The 20555-nt window shown below is 73.8% G+C and carries 15 protein-coding genes; 9 read left to right on the top strand and 6 right to left on the bottom strand.

What is annotated here, in order from left to right:
- Positions 1–6 precede the first annotated feature (6 nt).
- The 4 genes from ACFQ8Y_RS00340 to ACFQ8Y_RS00325 are packed head-to-tail and all read left to right on the top strand — an operon-like array spanning position 7 to position 5539.
- Positions 7–1650, top strand: a complete 1644-nt coding sequence (locus tag ACFQ8Y_RS00340) for an ABC transporter substrate-binding protein (protein ID WP_430552362.1) — start codon at positions 7–9, stop codon at positions 1648–1650.
- A gap of 21 nt (positions 1651–1671) precedes the next feature.
- Complete coding sequence (locus tag ACFQ8Y_RS00335; RefSeq protein WP_430552361.1) at positions 1672–2715, top strand: ABC transporter permease; 1044 nt, start codon at positions 1672–1674, stop codon at positions 2713–2715.
- On the top strand, positions 2715–3806 hold the full coding sequence (locus ACFQ8Y_RS00330; RefSeq protein ID WP_430552360.1) for an ABC transporter permease: 1092 nt from the start codon (positions 2715–2717) through the stop codon (positions 3804–3806). The genes ACFQ8Y_RS00335 and ACFQ8Y_RS00330 overlap by 1 nt, the downstream gene beginning before the upstream one ends.
- A complete protein-coding gene (locus tag ACFQ8Y_RS00325; RefSeq protein WP_430584229.1) occupies positions 3803–5539 on the top strand; it encodes a dipeptide ABC transporter ATP-binding protein in 1737 nt (578 codons plus the stop codon). Before ACFQ8Y_RS00330 ends, ACFQ8Y_RS00325 begins: the two co-directional genes overlap by 4 nt.
- 46 nt (positions 5540–5585) lie before the next feature.
- Here ACFQ8Y_RS00325 and ACFQ8Y_RS00320 read toward each other — a convergent pair whose 3' ends face one another.
- Genes ACFQ8Y_RS00320 through ACFQ8Y_RS00310 form a run of 3 tightly spaced genes read right to left on the bottom strand, consistent with a single transcriptional unit; the run spans position 5586 to position 7663 of the window.
- Positions 5586–6380, bottom strand: a complete 795-nt coding sequence (locus tag ACFQ8Y_RS00320; RefSeq protein WP_430584534.1) for a CPBP family intramembrane glutamic endopeptidase — start codon at positions 6378–6380, stop codon at positions 5586–5588.
- A gap of 48 nt (positions 6381–6428) precedes the next feature.
- On the bottom strand, positions 6429–6716 hold the full coding sequence (locus tag ACFQ8Y_RS00315; RefSeq protein WP_430552358.1) for a hypothetical protein: 288 nt from the start codon (positions 6714–6716) through the stop codon (positions 6429–6431).
- Positions 6713–7663, bottom strand: coding sequence for an SPFH domain-containing protein (locus ACFQ8Y_RS00310; protein ID WP_430584228.1), 951 nt, complete (start codon positions 7661–7663; stop codon positions 6713–6715). Before ACFQ8Y_RS00310 ends, ACFQ8Y_RS00315 begins: the two co-directional genes overlap by 4 nt.
- A 153-nt stretch (positions 7664–7816) precedes the next feature.
- On the opposite strand from ACFQ8Y_RS00310, the gene ACFQ8Y_RS00305 reads away from it, so the two are divergent.
- Genes ACFQ8Y_RS00305 through ACFQ8Y_RS00290 form a run of 4 tightly spaced genes read left to right on the top strand, consistent with a single transcriptional unit; the run spans position 7817 to position 10530 of the window.
- The gene (locus tag ACFQ8Y_RS00305; protein ID WP_430552356.1) at positions 7817–8494 is read left to right on the top strand and encodes a hypothetical protein; all 678 of its coding nucleotides are present in this window, start codon (positions 7817–7819) and stop codon (positions 8492–8494) included.
- Complete coding sequence (locus ACFQ8Y_RS00300; protein ID WP_430552355.1) at positions 8487–8789, top strand: transcriptional regulator; 303 nt, start codon at positions 8487–8489, stop codon at positions 8787–8789. Before ACFQ8Y_RS00305 ends, ACFQ8Y_RS00300 begins: the two co-directional genes overlap by 8 nt.
- Positions 8786–9742, top strand: coding sequence for an ABC transporter ATP-binding protein (locus tag ACFQ8Y_RS00295; RefSeq protein ID WP_430552354.1), 957 nt, complete (start codon positions 8786–8788; stop codon positions 9740–9742). Before ACFQ8Y_RS00300 ends, ACFQ8Y_RS00295 begins: the two co-directional genes overlap by 4 nt.
- Positions 9739–10530, top strand: a complete 792-nt coding sequence (locus tag ACFQ8Y_RS00290; RefSeq protein ID WP_430552353.1) for an ABC transporter permease — start codon at positions 9739–9741, stop codon at positions 10528–10530. The genes ACFQ8Y_RS00295 and ACFQ8Y_RS00290 overlap by 4 nt, the downstream gene beginning before the upstream one ends.
- 92 nt (positions 10531–10622) lie before the next feature.
- On the opposite strand, the gene ACFQ8Y_RS00285 is transcribed toward ACFQ8Y_RS00290, so the two are convergent.
- The 3 genes from ACFQ8Y_RS00285 to ACFQ8Y_RS00275 all read right to left on the bottom strand — a co-directional run bounded on the left by ACFQ8Y_RS00285 (position 10623) and on the right by ACFQ8Y_RS00275 (position 14106).
- A complete protein-coding gene (locus tag ACFQ8Y_RS00285) occupies positions 10623–13172 on the bottom strand; it encodes a heavy metal translocating P-type ATPase (protein WP_430584227.1) in 2550 nt (849 codons plus the stop codon).
- Between the two features lie 187 nt (positions 13173–13359).
- Positions 13360–13725 (bottom strand): heavy-metal-associated domain-containing protein, encoded by a 366-nt coding sequence (locus tag ACFQ8Y_RS00280; RefSeq protein ID WP_430552351.1) that lies wholly within the window; start codon positions 13723–13725, stop codon positions 13360–13362.
- A 36-nt stretch (positions 13726–13761) separates the two neighbouring features.
- Positions 13762–14106, bottom strand: coding sequence for a metal-sensitive transcriptional regulator (locus ACFQ8Y_RS00275; protein WP_430552350.1), 345 nt, complete (start codon positions 14104–14106; stop codon positions 13762–13764).
- Positions 14107–14211: 105 nt separating this feature from the next.
- On the opposite strand from ACFQ8Y_RS00275, the gene ACFQ8Y_RS00270 reads away from it, so the two are divergent.
- Complete coding sequence (locus ACFQ8Y_RS00270; protein WP_430584226.1) at positions 14212–20544, top strand: hypothetical protein; 6333 nt, start codon at positions 14212–14214, stop codon at positions 20542–20544.
- Positions 20545–20555: the final 11 nt, after the last annotated feature.

Raw genomic sequence — 20555 nt, 5'->3', positions numbered from 1 at the left:
ACGACCATGAGTGCCATCAGAGGCTCGCGACGGCTGCTTGCCGGCGCCGCAGGAACCGCAGCGCTCGCGCTGGTGCTGACCGCGTGCGGCGGGGGTTCCGGCGACGGCGGGAGCGGCGGCGGCGGAGGCAGCGCCGAGTCGCTGGTCGTCGGCACCACGGACAAGATCACGTCGCTCGACCCGGCCGGGTCGTACGACAACGGGTCGTTCGCGGTGATGAACCAGATCTACCCGTTCCTCCTGAACACCCCGTACGGCAGCCCCGACGTGGAGCCGGACATCGCGGAGTCGGCGGAGTTCACGTCGCCCAAGGAGTACACGGTCAAGCTCAAGCCGGGCCTGAAGTGGGCCAACGGCAACGACCTCACGTCCTCCGACGTCAAGTTCACCTTCGACCGCCAGCTCGCGATCGCGGACGAGAACGGCCCGTCGTCGCTGCTGTACAACCTCGACTCGGTGGAGACGCCGGACGACACGACCGTCGTCTTCAAGCTCAAGAGCGAGAACGACCAGATCTTCCCGCAGATCCTGTCGTCCCCGGTCGGCCCCATCGTGGACGAGGACGTCTTCTCGGCCGACGCCGTGACGCCGGACCAGGAGATCGTCGACGGCAAGGCGTTCGCCGGCCAGTACTCGATCACGAGCTACAAGACCAACGAGCTCATCAGCTACGAGGCGTACGACGGCTACCAGGGCATCCTCGGCGCGGCCAAGACGCCGAAGGTCGCCGCCAAGTACTTCACGGACGCCTCCAACCTCAAGCTCGAGGTGCAGGACGGCTCGGTGGACGTCGCCCTCCGGTCGCTGTCGCCCACGGACATCGAGGACCTGCGCGGCGACGACGCGGTGAAGGTCGTCGACGGGCCCGGCGGCGAGATCCGCTACATCACGTTCAACTTCAACACCCAGCCCTACGGCGAGAAGCAGCCGGACGCCGACCCCGAGAAGGCGACCGCGGTGCGTCAGGCCGTCGCCGACCTCATCGACCGCGAGGCCCTGGCCGACCAGGTCTACAAGGGCACCTACACCCCGCTGTACTCCTTCGTCCCGGACGGCCTGACCGGCGCCACGGAGCCCCTCAAGGAGATGTACGGCGACGGTCAGGGCGGCGCCGACGCCGACGCGGCGAAGAAGCGCCTCGACGACGCCGGCGTCACCACCCCGGTCGAGCTGAACCTGCAGTACTCGAACGACCACTACGGCCCGTCGTCGGGCGACGAGTACGCGCTCATCAAGGACCAGCTCGAGGAGAGCGGCCTGTTCACGGTCAACCTGCAGACCACCGAGTGGGTGCAGTACTCCAAGGACCGCACGTCCGACGTCTACCCGGCCTACCAGCTCGGCTGGTTCCCGGACTACTCGGACGCGGACAACTACCTCACGCCGTTCTTCCTCAAGGAGAACTTCCTGGGCAACCACTACGTGAACCAGGACGTGGAGGACATGATCCTCGAGCAGGCCGTCACGGCCGACGAGGCGAAGCGCACCGAGCTCCTGGGCCAGATCCAGGAGGCCGAGGCCGAGGACCTGTCGACCGTCCCGTACCTGCAGGGTGCGCAGGTCGCGGTCACCGGCGCCGACGTCACGGGCGTCGAGGACACGCTCGACGCGTCGTTCAAGGTCCGCTACGCCGCGATGGCCAAGGGCTGAGAGACGGACTGAGCTCTTCTCGTGGCTGCCCGTAGCACGGCAGGAAGCGCACTGGGACGCTACGTCCTGGTGCGCTTCCTGCTCATCATCCCCACCGTGTTCATCCTGGTCACCACCGTCTTCGTGCTCATGCGCGCGACCGGTGACCCCATCACCGCCGCACTGGGCGGCAAGCTTCCGCCCGACCAGCTCGCCGAGCTGATCCATGCGGCCGGCTACGACCGACCCATCATCGTCCAGTACTGGGAGTACCTCACCGGGATCTTCTCCGGCGACTTCGGCACCACGATCAGCGACAACCGGCCGGTCACCGAGGTGCTCACCACCTACGGGACGGCGACGCTGGAGCTCGCGTCCTACGCGATCCTCGTGGCTCTCGTGCTGGGCGTCCCGTTCGGGATGGTCAGCGGCTACTTCCGCGACCGTCTGCCGGACGCGGTGCTCCGCATCCTCGCGATCCTCGCGTACGCGACGCCGGTGTTCTTCGCCGGCCTCGTCCTCAAGCTGGTGTTCTCCGTCTGGCTGGGCTGGTTCCCGGTGGCCGGGCGCGTGTCCACCGACGGGGAGATCGCGATGCAGCTCGCCGGGGCCGACTCCGGGTTCATGCTGATCGACGCGTTCAAGACGGGCGACCCCGAGGTCGTGCTCGACGTGCTGTCGCACGCCGCGCTGCCGGCGATCGCGCTCGGCCTGCTCACCGCCGGCGTGTTCCTGCGCCTCGTGCGCACCAACATGATCGGCACCCTCGGCACCGGCTACATCGACGCGGCCCGCTCGCGGGGCGTCAAGGAGAGCCGCCTCGTGCGCAAGCACGCGTGGCGTCCGGCGCTCATCCCGATCATCACCGTGGCCGGCATGCAGGTCGCGATGCTGCTCGTGGGCGCCGTGCTCACCGAGACCACGTTCGAGTGGCGCGGCCTCGGCTTCCAGCTGTCGGAGTACCTCCAGGCGCGCGACTTCGTCGCCGTGCAGGGGATCGTGGTGCTGATGGCCGTGGTCGTGGCGGTGACGAACTTCCTCGTGGACGTCCTCGCCGCCCTGATCGACCCGAGGGTGAGGTACTGATGACCAGCGGAGAGATCACGAGCGTCGGCACGGCCGGCGCCGCCCCCGAGCACGTCGCCGGACGCGGGGCCTGGTTCAAGAAGCTGCCGGTGGTGCACCAGGTGCGCCAGAGCGTCGGGCTCCAGCGGGGCATGCTCGTCGCGGGCCTCGTCCTGACGACGCTGTTCGTGCTGGTCGCGGTCTTCGCGCCGCTCCTGGCGCCGTACGGCTGGTCGCAGCTGCGCAGCGGCGACGGCGTCGCGTTCGGTGCCCAGCAGCCGCCGTCGGCGGAGCACTGGTTCGGTACCACCGTCGGCGGCTACGACGTCCTGTCCCGCGTGGTGTGGGGCGCGCAGACGTCCCTGCTCGTCGTGCTGGTCGCGGTCGTGGCGTCGATCGTCGTGGGCGTGCTGCTCGGCCTGGTGTCGGGGTACTTCGGCGGCTGGCTCGACCGGGTGCTCGTGGTGATCGCGGACGCGATCTACGCGTTCCCGTCCCTGCTGCTCGCCATCCTGCTCGCCATCGTCATCTCGGGCGGGCAGTCGAGCATGTGGGGCGGCATCCTCGCCGCCGCGCTGTCGATCACCGTGGTGTTCGTGCCGCAGTACTTCCGGGTGGTGCGCGCCGAGGTGGTGCGGATCAAGGCGGAGGCGTTCGTCGACTCGGCGCGCGTGCTCGGCACCGGGCACTGGCGCATCATGACCCGCCACGTGCTGCGCAACTCCACGCGCACGCTGCCGCTGATCGTCACGCTCAACGCGTCGGAGGCGATCCTCACGCTCGCGGGGCTCGGCTTCCTCGGCTTCGGCATCGAGCCGACGGCGGCCGCCGAGTGGGGTTACGACCTGCAGCGCTCGCTCGCCGACGTCACCTCCGGCATCTGGTGGACCGCGCTGTTCCCGGGTCTCGCCATCGTCCTCGCGGCGATGGGCATGACCCTCATGGGCGAGTCGCTCAACGACCTGGCCGACCCGCGCCTGCGCTCGCGCGCACGCTCCGGCAAGGTGGCGGGGGCGGTCGCGGCGACGTCGGTCGAGGCGGACGCCTCCGACCCGGAGAACCCGGCGTCCGCCGAGCACTCGCAGGAGAACCCGAAGGGAGACGACGCATGAGCGCCGTCGCATCGAGCGCCGCAGCGTCGAACGGCGCGGTCGCGCCGAACGGCGCCGTCGCGTCGGTCAGGGACCTCGAGGTCTCGTTCGCCACGGACGCCGGCCCGGTGCGGGCCGTCGCCGGCGTGAGCCTCGACGTCCAGCCGGGGGAGGTGCTCGCCGTCGTCGGCGAGTCCGGCTCGGGCAAGACCGTCACGGCCAAGACCATCCTGGGCCTCCTGCCGGAGACGGCCACCACGAGCGGCGCCGTCGTGCTCACCGGGCGCGACGGCGCGACCACGGACGTCGTCGCCGTCTCGGCGGCGAAGCTGCGCCAGGTGCGCGGCCGCGACGTGGCGATGGTGTTCCAGGAGCCCTCCAGCGTGCTCAACCCCGTGTACACGGTGGGGTGGCAGATCGCCGAGGGCATCCGGGCGCACGGCGACGTGTCGAAGAAGGAGGCGCGGCGGCGGGCGATCGAGGTGCTCGGCACGGTCGGCATCCCCGACCCGGAGCACCGCGTGGACCACTACCCGCACCAGTTCTCGGGCGGGCAGAAACAGCGCATCGTCATCGCGATGGCGCTGGTGCTGGGGCCGAGCCTCATCGTCGCGGACGAGCCGACGACGGCGCTGGACGTCACCGTCCAGGCCGAGATCCTCGACCTGCTGCGCCACCTGCGCGACGAGACGGGCACCGCCATCGTGCTCATCACGCACAACATGGGCGTGGTGGCGGACCTGGCCGACCGCGTCGCCGTGATGTACCAGGGCAAGGTCGTGGAGCAGGCGCCGGTCAAGGACCTGTTCGCCGACCCGCAGGCCGACTACACGAGGGCGCTGCTGAAGGCCGTGCCGCGCGTCGGGGAGGGCACCGCCCGCGCCGTCGAGCGCGCGGCGTCCCGGCCCGCGGGGTGGGAGTCGTCGGAGCCGGTGGTGCGGGCCGAGGGGCTGACCATCACCTACCCGGGCCGGTTCCGGCAGCCGGCGTTCACGGCCGTGGACGGCGTGGACCTCGCGATCCGTCCGGGCGAGGTGCTCGGGCTGGTGGGGGAGTCGGGATCGGGCAAGACGACGATCGCCCGCGCGATCGCCGGGCTCACGCCCGTCAGCGGCGGGTCGCTGCGCGTGCTCGGCACGGAGATGCTCGGCGCCAAGGGGCGTGACCTCAAGGCGATGCGCCCGCGGCTGGGCTTCGTCTTCCAGGACCCGGCCACGTCGTTCAACCCGCTGCTGACCATCGCCGAGTGCGTGGCCGAGCCGCTGGTCGTGCACGGTCGGGCACGCCACCCGGAGGCCGCGCGCGGTCGTGTCGACGAGCTGCTGGAGGCCGTCCAGCTGCCCCGCAGCTACGGCGACCGCTACCCGCACGAGCTGTCCGGCGGGCAGCGGCAGCGCGCGTCGCTGGCGCGCGGCCTGGCGCTCGACCCGGAGCTGCTCATCGCCGACGAGCCGACGTCGGCCCTCGACGTGTCCGTGCAGGCGCGCGTCCTGGAGCTCTTCGCCGAGCTGCAGAAGGAGCTGGGCTTCGCCTGCCTCTTCGTGTCGCACGACCTGGCCGTCGTGGACCTCCTCGCCGACCGCATCGCGGTGCTCTACCGCGGGCACCTGGTCGAGGAGGGGACGGGCGAGCAGGTGCTGGGCGGTCCGCGCGAGGACTACACCAAGCAGCTGCTGGCCTCGCTGCCGCTGCCCGACCCGGAGGCGCAGGCCGCGCACCGCGAGGGGCTGCACGCCCTGCGCACGCCGAGGTAGCTCGTCTCCCGCCGAGGTAGTTCGAGACGAGCTACCTCGGCGGGGGTCAGAGACCGAGCGCGTCCTTCCACTCCTGCGGCAGGAGCGCGTAGCCGACGAACGCGACGACGTCGAGCAGGGTGTGCGCGACGACGAGCGGCACGACCCGCTGCCGCCCCCAGCGGCTGGTGTAGAACCAGGAGAAGACGACGCCCATCACGACGTTGCCGAAGAACGGCCCGATGCCCTGGTACAGGTGGTAGGAGCCGCGCAGCAACGAGCTCCACACGACGAACCACAGGCGGGACCAGCCGAGGTCGCGGGTGCGCTCGTGCAGGTACGCGACGGCCACGACCTCCTCGAGCAGCCCGTTCTGCAGGGCGGCGACGATCAGCACAGGCACGGTCCACCAGTGCTCGTTCAGGGCGCTGGCCTGCACCTGGACGGTGATGCCGAGCAGGCGGCCGAGGCCGTAGAACGCGAGGCCCGGGATGCCGATGGCGGCGGCGAGCGCGAACCCCCACGCGACGTCGCGGCCCGGCCGGGCTCCCTCGAGACCCCAGTCGAGGCCGATCCGGCGACGCGTGCCCCGCCACGTGGCGCCGGCCCGCCCGCTGAGCAGGTACAGCGCCAGCGCGACCGGGACCAGCGCGAAGAAGATCCCCAGCAGCTGGTAGGTGAGGTCGAGCAGCGAGCGGTCGGACTGGCTCGCGTTGAGGGTCGCGGACTGCTCCGCGAGCGGGGTCTCGGCCGTGAGCCGCGCGACGATGTTGACCAGCGCGTACACGCCGCTCTGCCCCAGGCTGAGGCCCAGCACGATCCAGATCTCGGCGGTGGTGCGGCGTCGCGCCGCGGGCGTCATCGTCTGCGGGTCGGCCACCGTCCGGTTATAGCACCCGCCCCTGGACGATCAGGTGGACGGGGGACGGCCCGGACGCCGGGCGGGTGCCGCGTCGCGCGGCAGCCGACCGGCGTCCTTGAGCGCGCGGCGCAGCAGCAGGTCGATCTGGGCGTTGACGCTGCGCAGGTCGTCGGCGGCCCAGCGGGCGACGGCGTCGTGGATCGCGGGGTCGAGGCGCAGCAGCACCTGCTTGCGTGCAGGCCGGGCGGGGCGCCCGGGACCCTCGGGGCGCTCGGTGCCCGGGGACGCGGAGTCGTCCCCGGGCACGTCCCCCGGTGCAGGGGCGGCGGGCGTCACTGGTACAGCGATCCCGCGTTGACGACGGGCGTGGCGCGGCTCTCGCCGCACAGCACCACCAGCAGGTTGGACACCATGGTGGCGCGGCGCTCGTCGTCGAGCGTGACGACGCCGTCCGACTCGAGGCGGTTCAGCGCGTCCTCCACCATCGAGACGGCGCCCTCGACGATGCGCGACCGGGCGGCGATGATCGCGCCGGCCTGCTGGCGCTGCAGCATGGCCTGGGCGATCTCGGGGGCGTAGGCGAGGTTGGAGATGCGGGCCTCGACGACCTCGACGCCGGCGACGGCGACGCGGGCCGCGACCTCGGTCGCGATCTCCCCGGACACGAGCTCCGTGGCGCCGCGCAGCGACTCGACGCCGTCGCCGCCGTCGTACGGGTGGGACATGGCGACGTGCCGCAGCGCCGACTCCGCCTGCACGGAGACGAAGTCGTCGTAGTCCTCGACGGCGAAGCTCGCCCTGGCGGTGTCCGCGACCTGCCAGACGACGATCGCGGCGATGTTGATGGGGTTGCCGTCGGCGTCGTTGACCTTGAGCTCGCTGGTCTCGAAGTTCCGCACCCGCACGGAGACGCGGCGCCTCGTGCTCAGCGGGACGGTCATGACCAGGCCCGTGCGACGGATCGTGCCGAGGTAGCGGCCGAAGAGCTGCACGACCAGCGTCTCGCCGGGGCTGATCACCGAGATGCCGGTGAGCACGGCGAGCGCGAGCAGCAGGCCGGCCGCCAGCACCCCCACCATGGCCGGGGCGTCGCTCGAGACGGCGCCGAGCGTGCCGAGGGCCAGGACGAGCAGCGACACGACCACGCCGAGGACGGCGCCGCCCGCGCCGACGGACCAGGCGGGGCGCTCCGCGACGTCGACGCGGGTGCCGTCGTGGCCGACGGGCCGTCCGGTGGGCTCGCCGCCCACGGAGTCCTGGACGGGGGCGGTGCTCTCGGGCATGGCAGCTCCTGTGCTCGGGGCCGGGCGGTCCGGCGACGCGATAGCAAAGTGATATCACATTATTGGGGTCTTGTGCGTGGAGCTGCTCGGTGCCATGATCGACAAAGCAGTTTGCAGCACAAAGTTCTCTGTTCAGTCCTCTGCGAGGTAGCGATGACCGACCACCCTGACCGTCCCGGCGACGACGACGCCGGGCTGGCCGCCGCCGACTCCCTGCGGCTCATCCGCGAGCAGCAGGACCGCGCCCGTGCCGCCCTCGGGCCGGACGGCCGCGCGCTCTACGGGGTGTGGGGCGTCGCGTGGCTCGCCGGCTACCTGGTGCTGTGGTCCAGCGCGCAGGGACGCGAGCAGCCGGAGGCCTGGGCGTACTGGGTCTTCGCCGGCGCGCTCGCGGCGGCCGTCGTCTTCACCATGGTGCACACCATGAGCCGCACCTCGGGCACGCGCGGCGTCTCCGCCCGCACGGGCGCGATGTACGGCTGGGCGTGGATGCTCGGCTTCCTCACCTTCAGCGCGTTCCTCGGTGGGCTCGCCCGCGCCGGCGCCGACGGCGAGCTCATGGGCCTGGTCAGCAACGGGGGCGCGTGCCTCGTCGTCGGGCTCCTGTACCTGGGCGGGGCGGTCGCGTTCGACGACCGCAGCCTCTTCGTCCTCGGCGCGTGGATCCTGCTGGTCGCCGCGGCCGCCACGCTCGCCGGCCTGCCCCTCACCTACCTGGTGATGGCGTTCGCGGGCGGCGGTGGCTTCCTCGTGATGGCCGCCGTCGAGCACCTGCGGATCGTGCGGCGCCGCCGCCGGCGCCGCGCGGACGCGGAGGTGGGCCGTGGCTGACGCCCTCGACCCGGTCATCCACGCGCCCGCCCGGCTCCGGGTCGTCGCGACGCTCGCCGCCCTGGACGCCGGTGACGAGCTGAGCTTCCCCAAGCTGCAGAAGCTGCTCGACATGACCGCCGGCAACCTGTCCACCCACCTGCGCAAGCTCGAGGACGCGGGCTACGTCCGCGTCACCAAGACCCACGAGGGTCGTACCCCCGCGACATACCTCGCGCTCACCCCGCACGGGCGTCGCGCCTTCGAGGACTACCAAGAGGCCCTCACCGGCCTGCTGAGAGGAGCCGGATCATGACCCGCACCCGACCCCCGGAGCGCGCCCCCGCCCTGGCCGGGGCGCCGCTCGCACCCCCCGCCGCACCCCCCGCCGCGGCCGTCGTCGCCGTGCGCGGCGTCACCCGGCGGTTCGGCGACGTCGTCGCGCTCGACGACGTGTCGCTCGACGTCGGCCCCGGCGAGCTCGTGGGCCTGCTCGGGCCCAACGGCGCCGGCAAGTCCACGCTGCTCTCGCTGGTCAGCGGCCAGCGCCGCCCGGACGCCGGCACCGTGCGCCTGCTGGGCGGCGACCCGCGCGACGCCGCCAGCCGCGCCGGGCTCGGCATCACCCCGCAGGAGACGGGGCTGCCCGCCACGCTGCGGGTGGGCGAGGTCGTCGACTTCGTCGGCGGGCACTTCGCCGACCCGGTGCCCACCGGCGAGCTGCTGGAGCAGTTCGGGCTCACCGACCTGGCGCGGCGGCAGACGGGGGCGCTGTCCGGCGGGCAGAAGCGGCGGCTCGCCGTCGCGCTGTCGCTCGTGGGGCGGCCGCGCGTCGTCCTGCTCGACGAGCCCACCACCGGCCTCGACGTCGGCGCCCGCCAGGCGCTGTGGGACGCCGTCCGCGCCTACCACGCGGCCGGGGGCACGGTGCTGCTCACCAGCCACTACCTCGAGGAGGTGCAGGCGCTGGCGCAGCGCGTCGTCGTCATCGACCGCGGCGTGGTGCGGGCGGACGACACGCTCGACGCCATCCTGCGGCGTGTGGGCCTGCGGCGCGTGGCGCTGCGGGCGACGGCCGACCTGGCCGCGTGGCCCGGCGTCGTGCGCGCGGAACGACTCGACGACGGCACGCAGGAGCTGTACACGGCGGACGCCGACGAGCTCGTCCGGTCGCTGGTGCGCGACGACGTGGACTTCCACGACCTCCGCATCCGGGGCGCGAGCCTCGAGGAGGCGTTCGAGGAGATGGTGACGGAGGCGGCACGATGAGCGCGACGACGACCCCCGCCCGGGCGGGGACGGCCCCGGGACCGCTGCGGCTGACCTGGCTGCACCTGCGCTACCAGTTCCTCGAGACGGTGCGCGTGCCCATCGCGGTGCTGGGCAACATGCTGTTCCCCGCGCTGGCGATGTTCTTCTTCGTCGTGCCGCAGCGCGACGTCGCGAACAACCCGCTCTGGGCCACGATGTCGGTGGCGAGCCTCGGCCTGTTCGCCGTCTGCTCGGCCAGCCTGTTCACCTACGGGCTGGGCGTGGCGGAGGACCGGCAGCTCCCGTTCGACCCGTTCCTGCGCTCGCTGCCCGCCGGCCCCGGCCCGCGGATGGTCGCGCGGATCGGCAACGGCGCGATCTTCGCGCTGTTCGGGCTGGTGCCGCTCATCCTCATCGGCTGGCTGTTCACCGCCGCGACGGTGACGTTCGGGCAGCTGCTCGCCGGGGTGGGCACGATCCTGCTGGTCTCCGTGCCGTTCGTGCTGCTGGGCATGGCCGTGGGCTACTCGCTGTCCGCCAAGGCCGCGCTGCCGGTGGTGCAGGCGGTGCTGTTCCCGCTGGCGTTCGCGGGCGGCCTGTTCCTGCCGCCGCAGGCGTTCCCGTCGTGGCTGGACGCGATCTCGCAGGCCACGCCGACACGCGCCGGTCGTGACCTGCTGGTGCAGGCGCTCACCGGCGAGCCCGCATACGGGCTCGCGTGGGTGGTGCTGCTCGGCTGGACGCTGCTGTTCGCCGTCCTGGCCGTCGGCGCCTACCGCCGCGACGAGGGTCGCCGCTTCCGCTGATCGGGGTCCGTGCCGTGAGCATGATGGTGGCCCTGTTCCGCGACCGGAACAGGGCCACCGACATGCTCACGGCACACGAGGGTCAGCAGGGGTCAGCCGGCCCGGCGCAGGCGCAGCGAGTTGCCGACGACGATGACGGACGACGCGGCCATGGCCGCCCCGGCGATCATCGGGTTGAGCAGCCCCGCCGCGGCGAGCGGGATCGCCGCCACGTTGTAGGCGAACGCCCAGAACAGGTTCTGCTTGATCACGCGCAGCGTGCCGCGCGACAGGCGGACGGCGGCGGGGGCCGAGCGCAGGTCGCCGCGCACGAGCGTGATGTCGCTCGCCTCGATCGCGACGTCCGTGCCCGTGCCCATCGCGAGCCCGAGGTCGGCGGTGGCGAGCGCGGCGGCGTCGTTCACGCCGTCGCCGACCATCGCCACGACCCGGCCCTCGGAGCGCAGCCGGGTCACGACCGCGGCCTTGTCCTGCGGGAGCACGCGGGCGATGACGTCCTCGTCGGCGATGCCGACCTCGCGGGCGGCGACGCGGGCCGCGCCCTCGCCGTCGCCGGTGAGCAGCACGGGCCGCAGGCCGAGGTCGCGCAGCTCGCGGACGGCCTCGGCGGAGGTCGCCTTCACCGGGTCGCGCAGCACGACGACGCCGCGGGCCGCGCCGTCCCACGCGACGACGACGGCGCTCGCCCCGGTCGCCTCGGCGTCGTCGAACGCGGCGGCCAGCCCGTCCGTCCCGTCGCCGTCGAACGCGACGCCCTGCCCGGCCAACCACGAGGGCTGCCCGACGAGCACGCGCCGGGCGTTGAGCCCGCCGTCGACCCCCAGCCCGGTGAGGCCCGAGTGCGCCCGTCGCACGACCGCCTCGACGCCGCCGCCCGGCGTGGCGCGGAAGTCGAACGCCTGCAGCGCGCCGATCCCGACGCCGTCCGCCCCCGTCCCCCCGGACGTGTCAGGCTCCGCGCGCGGCGTACCTTGCGCTCGTCCTGACAGCTCCGTGGCGGCGGCCGCCACCGCGTGGGCGATCGGGTGCTCGCTGAGTGCCTCGACGGCGCCGGCGTAGGCGAGCACCTCTCGCTCGCCGGCGGCGCCGGCGACGACGCGCTCCACCTCCATGCGGCCCTCGGTGACGGTGCCGGTCTTGTCGAGCACGACGGTGTCGACGCGGCGGGTGGACTCCAGGATCTCCGGGCCCTTGATGAGGATGCCGAGCTGCGCGCCGCGGCCGGTGCCGACCAGCAGCGCGGTGGGCGTCGCCAGCCCGAGGGCGCAGGGGCAGGCGATGATCAGGACGGCGACGGCGGCGGTGAACGCGAGCTGCACGTCGGCGCCGGCCAGCAGCCAGCCCACCAGGGTGAGCACGGACAGCCCGATGACGATCGGCACGAAGACGGCGGAGATGCGGTCGGCGAGCCGGGCCACGGGGGCCTTGCCGGTCTGCGCCTGGGACACGAGCCGCCCGATCTGCGCGAGCGTGGTCTCCTCGCCCACGCGCGTGGCGCGCACCAGCAGGTGGCCGGACGTGTTGACGGTCGCGCCGGTGACGGCGTCCCCGGGGGCGACGTCGACCGGGACCGGTTCGCCCGTGAGCAGCGACGTGTCGACGGCGCTCGCGCCCTCGACCACCTCGCCGTCGGTGGCGACCTTCTCGCCCGGCCGCACGACGAACACATCGCCGACGGCGAGGTCCGCGACGGGCACGCGCTCGGTGACGCGCCCGCCGTCGGGCCCGGTCAGCGGCGTGCCGTCGGGGGCGAGCCGCACCCGCTCGGCGTCCTTGGCGCCCAGCTCCAGCAGGGAGCGCAGGGCGTCGCCCGCGCGGCGGCGCGAGCGGTGCTCGGCGTACCGGCCGGCGAGCAGGAACGTCGTGACGACGGCCGCGACCTCGAAGTACAGCTCGGGGGTGCCGCCGGACTCGGACGGGATCAGCGACGGCCGCATCCGCATGCCGAGCTCGCCCGTGCCGCCGAGCGTGAGCGCCCACACCGACCACAGGGTCGCGGCGATGATTCCGAGCGAGACCAGGGTGTCCATCGTGGACGCGCCGTGCCGGGCGGCCCGCGCCGCCGCGGTGTGGAACGGCCACGCGCCCCACGTCACGACCGGCAGCGCGGCGGCGGCGACCACCCACTGCCAGCCCGTGAACTGCAGCGCGGGGATCATCGACAGCGCCACCACCGGCACGGTGAGCACCGCGGACGCGACGAGCCGCCGGCGCAGGTCGGCCCCGCGGGCGTCGCCCGGAGCCGACGTGTCCGACGACGGGCGGGCCGGGGCGCGCTGCGCGTCGGACGGGGCGGGCGCGGTGGCGGAGGTGTCGGGCTCGGGGTGCACCGGAGCCGGCTGAGGGTCCGGCACGGGCCGGGCGACGTCGCGGCGGCCGGTGACGCGGGCGCCGTAGCCGGCCTTCTCGACGGCCTCGACCAGCGCGGCGTCGTCGACGGGCGACGTGAGCTCGACGTGCGCGCTCTCGAGCGGCAGGTTGACGGTGGCGGTGACGCCGTCGACGCGGTTGAGCCGCTTCTCGACGCGGGCCACGCACGAGGCGCAGGTCATGCCCTCGATGGCGAGGTCGATCTCGAGGATCGGCGGCGTGGCCGGGGCAGGTCCTGCCGGCTCGACCGGCGAGGACGTGGGGGTGCTCATGAGGGTGACTCCCTGAGGTGCTGGGTGGAGGTCACCCGCGACGACCGGGGTGGCGGGGTCGCGGTGGGGGCGCCGCGTCGGGGCGACGACGGCGCGGCGCGGAGGGCCTGGGTCGCGGACGCTCGGGGAGCGGGCGACGGTTCGGCAGGCGGTCCGCGGGGTGGCTCGCGGGGGCGAGCGGTGCGGCTCAGGCGCGCGGGGGCACGGTCAGGTCGTACGTCTTGTGCTCGCGCGCGGCGTGCTCGTGGCCGCAGCCGCAGGCCCCGTCGTGGGCGTGCTGCCGGGCGGGCGCCTGCGCCGCCTGCTGGGCGGCGAGCGCGTCCTGCTGGACGGCGACCGACGCGACGTCGTACCCGGCCTCGTCCACGGCCTCACGCAGCGCGGCCTCGTCGAGCGGGGCGTCGGAGAAGACCGCGACGTCGGAGGTGCCGCCGACGTGCAGCTCGACGCTGACGTCGACGACGCCCGGGACGGCGGAGAGGTCCTTGGTGACGTGCGCGACGCAGTTGGCGCAGGTCATGCCGGTGACGCCCAGGGTGGTGACGGTGCTCATACGTGCTCCTTCGTCGAGGGTGGATCGGCGGGTGGATCAGGAACGGACGAGGCGGCCGATGGCGTCGGCGGCCTCCTTGACCTTCGCGGCGCCCTCGGCCTCGGAGGCGCGGGCGGCGTCGACGACGCAGTGGCCCAGGTGGTCCTCGACGAGGCCGATCGACACGGCCTGCAGCGCCTTGGTCACGGCGGACACCTGGGTGAGGATGTCGATGCAGTACACGTCCTCGTCGATCATGCGGGCGATGCCACGCACCTGACCCTCGATGCGGCGCATGCGCTTGAGGTAGGCCTCCTTGTCGGAGGCGTAGCCGTGCGGCCCGTCGTGCGGGTGGCCGCCGTCGGCCGCGAGGTCGGGGAGGGGCGTGCCGGTGTCGGTCATGGGTCCACCATACCCCTAGGGGGTACCGTGTCAAGCCGTCGGCCCCGGCTGCCCGCGCCTGCACCGCCGCCTGCCCCTAGTCTCGCCATGAAGGGCGGAGGCGGCATGGGTACTGCGATCCGGCGTGCGGCTGCGGCCCTGGGTGCGCTCGCGCTGGCCTTCGTCACCCTCACGCTGCCCGCGGCGGCGCCCGCGTCGGCGGCCCCCACGCAGCCGTTCACGGTCAAGTTCTCGACCAACGCCAACGGCGCGCTCACGACCGTCGGCAACAACCTCTTGACGTGCAGCGCGTCCTCGTCCTGCACGAGCGCGCAGAACGGCGCGGCCGCGGACAACAACGCCTTCACCATGACGCAGCTCGACGCCGACGGGACGCCCGGGACGACGAACTCGTCCGCGTCCCGGCTCGACCTGCCCGAGGGCGCGACCGTGCTGTGGGCGGGCCTGTACTGGGGCGCGCGGCTGGACGCCGGCGCCGGAGGGCAGAGCGCGTCCGCGAGCGCGATCGGCGCGATGTCGCTGCGCGCCCCCGGGGACTCCGGCTACCGCACGGTCGCGGCGTCGACGGCGGCCCGCGACCAGTTCGGCCCGAACACCTCGAGCTACGGCGCGTACCAGCGGTTCGCCGACGTCACGGCGATCGTCAGGTCCGCGGGCAACGGGAGCTACTGGGGCGCGAACGTCGCCGCTGCGACCGGGCAGGACCGGTACGCCGGCTGGGCGCTCACGGTCGCGTACTCGGCCCCCGGCCTGCCGCTGCGCAACCTCACGGTGTTCGACGGGTTCGACGTCGTGAGCAACAGGAGCCCGCAGTCGGTGCAGGTCTCGGGGTTCCTCGCGCCCCGGTCGGGCACGGTCGACGCGCAGCTGACGATGGTGGCCTACGAGGGCGACCTGTCGCAGACCGGCGACTACACGAGGCTCGACAGCACCCAGCTGGCGACGGCGGCGTCGCCGGGCTCCAACTTCTTCGACTCCACCAACGACACCAACGGGTCGTCGGTCGCCACGCGCACGCCCGCGCACCGGAACATGCTCGGGTTCGACGTGAAGAACCTCGGCGCCTCGGGGGTGATCCCGAACGGCGCCACGAGCGCGACCTTCACGTTCTCCAGCAACGGGGACGTCTACTACCCGGGGGTGGTGGGCCTGGCGATCAACCTCTACGCCCCCGACTTCACGGCGTCGGCCAAGACGGTCGTGAACCTCAGCGGGCACAGTCCGGCCCGCCCGGGCGACACGCTGGAGTACACGGTCCACTACTCCAACACGGGGCAGGACCCCGCCGTCGACGCCGTGTCGGAGGACGACCTGCCGCCCGGCACCTCCTACGTGCCGGGGTCGTTGCGCTACCTCGCGTCGCCGGTGTCGCCGCCGGGCGAGCTCACCGACGGCGCGGGCGACGACCGGGGTGAGGTCGACGGGCGGACGGTGCGCGTCCGCGTGGGGACGGGGGCGACGGCGTCGGCCGGGGGCACGGTCGACATCGGCGCGGCGCCCGCCTACGCGTTCCAGGTGACGCTGGACGACGACGCGGGCGGGACCACCGTCGCGAACCTCGCGAACCTCGACTACGCGACGGCGACCACCGGGACGGCAGCGCGCTACACGACCCCGCCCGCGAGCGTGGACGTGGCGCGGCAGGCCGACGTGTCGGTCACCAAGACGATGTCCCCCGACCCGGCGGCGGTCGGTCAGGACGTGACCGCGACGCTCGTCGTCCGCAACGACGGGCCGAACGCCGCCACGGACGTGACGGTCACGGACCCGGTGCCCGCCGGCTGGGACGGGGTGACCGCGACGTCCACGGCCGGGACCTGCGCCGTGGCCGACGGGACCGTGAGCTGCGCGCTCGGTGACCTCGCCGACGGGGCGACCGCGACCGTGACCCTCACCGGCACGACGTCGTCGGGCTCGACGGCGACGTCCCTGACCAACGTCGCGACGGTGAGCACGTCGTCCCTGGACCCGACGCCCGTGAACAACGTCTCCGGCGCCACCGTCACGCTCGCGCGGCGGGCCGACCTGTCGGTCACCAAGACGGCGTCCCCGACGACGGCCGGCCCGGGCGCCGAGACGACCTGGACCCTCCGGGTGTCGAACGCCGGGCCGTCCGACGCACGTGCCGTGCGGATCACCGACGCGCTCGACGACGCCGGCCGGGCCACGCTCACCGGCGCGACGATCACGTCGGCGGACGGGTCGGCCCCCGCGTGCGAGGAGCCGACCGGCCGGGGGGCGACCTGCACGCTCGACACGCTCCCCGCGGGCGCGACGGCGACCGTGACCGTGACGGGGACGCTCGCGACGAACCTCACGGAGGGCGTCACGGTCGGCAACACGGCGACCGTGACGTCGGCGACGCCCGACCAGGCGACCGGCGACAACACCGCGACGGCGACCGTGACGGCGGCCGACCCGGAGGCCGACGTCCGGGTCACCAAGGCAGGCCCGGCCGACGTGGTGGCGGGCCGGAGCATCGCGTGGACGGTGACCGCCACGAACTACGGGCCCGCGGACGCGACCGGGGTGGTGGTCACGGACGCCGTCCCCGACGGGGTCACCGGCATCGGGGCGACGACGTCCCGCGGCGACGCGTGCACCGTCGAGGACCGGACGGTCACGTGCCCGGTCGGCGCCCTGCCGTCCGCCGGCGCGGGCACGGCGGGAGCGGCGGTGACGATCACGGTGACCGGCCTCGTGGCGCCCGGGACGACCGGCACGCTCCGCAACACCGCGACGGCGACGTCCACGTCCACCGACCCGGCGGGCGGGAACGACACCGCCACGTCCGACACCGCGGTGCGCGCCGAGTACGACCTCGCCGTGACCAAGACGGCCAACCGCACGACCCTGCCGGCCGAGGCGCCGCGGCCGGTCGACTACCGGATCACGATCACCAACAACGGCCCGTCCGCGGCGCGGGACATCGACGTGAGCGACGCCCTGCCGGACGCGCTGGACCTGCGCGGGGCGGACCCCGTCACCGGGTGCGCGGCGGACGTCACCGCGGACGGGTTCACGTGCACGGTGCCCGGCCCGGTCGCGCCCGGCGAGACCGCCGTCGTCACCGTGGCGATGCAGGCCGACGAGGTGCTCGCGGGCGGTCCGGACGTCGTGCAGACGGTCACGATCGACGCGCCGGGGGACACCGACCCGTCGAACGACGAGGCGTCGTGGACGCTCAGCGGGCTCCCGTTCGTGGACCTGTCGCTCGCCAAGACGGCGGACGCCACCGTGACGGCCGGCGGCACCGCCACCTACGACCTCGTCGTGACCAACACGAACGACCCCGGCGACGTCACCGAGAACCTCGCCGCCCTCCGCCCGGTCCTCACGGACACGCTGCCGGACGGCATGACCTTCCAGGGCGCGACCGTCACCTCCGGCGGCGGTCAGAGCGTCACCTGCGGCACCAGCGGGCAGACGCTCACCTGCCAGCTGGGGGCCAACCTGGACGCCGGGACGTCGGCGACGGTCGAGGTCACGGTCGACGTGGCGCCGGACGTCGCGGCCGGGGCCACGCTGGTGAACGCGGCCACGGTCGTCACGGGGAACATGGAGACCAACCCCGACAACAACCTGGCGAACAACAGCGCGCAGGCGTCCAGCACCGTGGTCGCCGAGGCGGACGTGGCGGTCACCGGGCTCTCCGTCGAGCCCGTGGACCCGGACGCGACCGGCCCCGGCACCCATCGCCGGGTCCAGCTCACGGTGTCCAACGAGGGGCCGTCGGTCGCCCGCGACGTGACCCTGCGCATCGAGCGCACCGAGGACGGCGTGCTCGTGGACCCCGGGACGCTGCCCACGGACTGCACCGCGACGGCACGGGAGATCGTCTGCACCCTGGACGGCCGTGACCTCGCGCCCGGCGAGTCGGTCGACATCGACTACGTCCTGGAGGTGGCGAGCTACGTCGACCCGGGCACCTACGTGAAGACGGCGCAGGTCTCGAGCTCCACCCCGGACACCGACCTCACGAACAACACGCAGCAGGCGTCCACCGTCGTGGGCGCCCCCGTGACCGACCTGGCCGTCACCAAGACGGCGACCGGCACCGTCCCCAACCCGGACGAGGCCACCGGCACGCACGACTCGTTCGTGGCCGGCGGCGCCTTCACCTACCGCATCGCGGTCGCCGTGCCCGAGGCCGCCCGGCCCGGCGCGGGCTACGCGGACGCGCAGGACGTCGTCGTCGAGGACCTGCTGCCGCTCGGCTTCGTCGCCACCGGGGCCAGCACCGGCAGCGGAACCTGCACGATCACCCCCGTGGTGGAGCCGGGCGGGGGCGTGCGCAGCGCGCTCTCGTGCTCGCTCGGCACGGTGCACGGCTGGTCGGGGGCGACCGCGCCCGCCCCGGTGGTCGTCACCGTGCACGGCACGCTGGACCCGGACGCCAACAACCTCAACGGGGGCGACCGGTTCGCCGAGCAGGTGCCGAACACCGCCACGGCCACCACCGGCACCCCGCTGGCCGGCGGTGCGACGAGCGTGCAGGACGCCGCCGCGGTCGACGTCGTCGAGATCGCCGACCTCCACCTGGTCAAGACGCCCGACGCGGCCACCGTCAACGCGGGCGGTACGGTCGGGTACACGCTGACCGTCGTGAACTCGGGGGCGTCCGGCGTGGAGCACGCGGTCGTCACCGACTCCCTGCCGGCCGGGTTCACGCTGGTGGACGCCCTGTCGGAGTGCACGCCGCCGCAGACGACGCCGGTGGACGAGACCGAGGCCCGGCCGCAGGTGCCCGACGGGCCCGGGCAGGAGATCGCGTGCAGGCTGGGCGCGGTCCCGGCGGGCGGCTCGGCCACGATCCACGTGGTGGCCTCCACGCCGGACACGCTGGCGGCGGGCACGGCGACGAACACCGCCACGGTCGGCCTGCTGGCGAACGAGGCCGCGCCGGACGACAACACCGCCACGGCCGACGTCGACGTGCGGCGCGTGACGAACCTCGGTATCTCCGCCTCCGCGAGCACGCTGACGCCGGCGGCCGGCCAGGACGTGACGTTCACCGGCTTCGCCGTGAACAACGGCCCGTCCACCGCCGACGGGACGAACGGCGACACCGTCTTCCCGCCGGGGTTCGTGCCCTACGCGGACAGCGTCGACGTGCCGTTCAACGACTGCACCTGGAACCGCACGCCGCCCGACGACCCCACGACGGCGTCGTGGGAGGACTTCCGGTACGTGCTGCACTGCGAGCCCCTGACGCCCGGGGCCCGGTGGGAGGCAGGGGGCGCGACCACCAACGTCGTGACCGTGCACGTCCCCGGCGACACCCCCGCGGGCAGCTACTCCGGCCGGGCGGTGATCCGCTCGGACACGCCGGAGACCACGGAGGAGGACAACGAGGCCCCGCTGACGCTGACCGTCCAGCACGTCTCGGACACCAGCCTCGTCAAGGACCTCGTCGAACCGCACCCGATGGTCGCCGGGAGCCCGGCGACGTGGCGGCTGACGATGCGCAACGCCGGGCCGTCCGTCGCCGAGGACGTCGTCGTGTCGGACACCGTGCCCGGCGGCATGACGTTCGTGTCCGCGGAGCTCGAGGGCGGCGCCGACTGTCCCGTCCCGGAGACGCACGGCCTCCCGAACGGCGACACCGAGACGATCGTGCGCTGTCCGGTGGGCCGGATCCCGGTGGGGGAGTCGGCGTCGGTGCTCGTGACGTTCGACGTGGCCGCCGACCAGGCGGGCGAGAACCTGTGCAACTCGGCGCTGGTCGGCTCCGGCTCCCTCGACCCGGCCGCCGTGGACAACGAGGGCGAGAGCTGCGGCGAGGTCGTCGCGCCGCCGGGCACCGAGGTCTCGCTGGTGCTGTCGCCGCCCACGCAGACCCACCTGTCCGGCGAGCGCGCGGAGCTCACCGCGACGGTGCGCAACGAGGGGCCAGGGGACGCCACCGACGTCGTGGCCGTGCTCGACGTGCCGCCCGGGCTCACGGACTACAGCGGGGTGGCGGTGTCCTGGCCGGCCGGGAGGCCACAGCCGCCCGACGGGGTGGTCGGCTCGCTGACGCTCGACGTCGGGGACCTCGCGCCGGGCGAGGCGGTCGTGTACCGGGTCGTCGGGACGGCGACCGGCAGCCCCGGCGACGTGCTGCCCGTGGACGGCGTCGTCACCCACGACGAGCCGGACACGGTCGAACCCAACGACACCGACGAGGCGCAGATCCTCATCGTGGAGCCGAGCCCGTCGCCGAGCCCGTCGCCGAGCGCGTCCGGCGTGCCGTCGTCGCCCGGCCCCACGTCGGGCGCCCCCGCGGTGCCGCCCGGCCCCGGGGACCCCGGTAGCACGACGACCGCGCCCCCGTCGGCGTCCGGGCCGCTGCCGGTCACGGGCGCGCAGGTGGTCGGGTGGGCGATCGCGGCGCTGGTCGTGACCGGCGTCGGGCTCGCGCTGCTCGCCGCCGCGCGGCGCCGCCGGGAGGACTGAGACTGACCGCG

The sequence above is a fragment of the Isoptericola sp. NPDC056605 genome (assembly GCF_042792795.1).
GTDB lineage: Bacteria > Actinomycetota > Actinomycetes > Actinomycetales > Cellulomonadaceae > Isoptericola.
The sequence above is the reverse complement of the archived record's forward strand: the minus strand, read 5'-3'. Positions and strand labels throughout refer to the sequence as shown.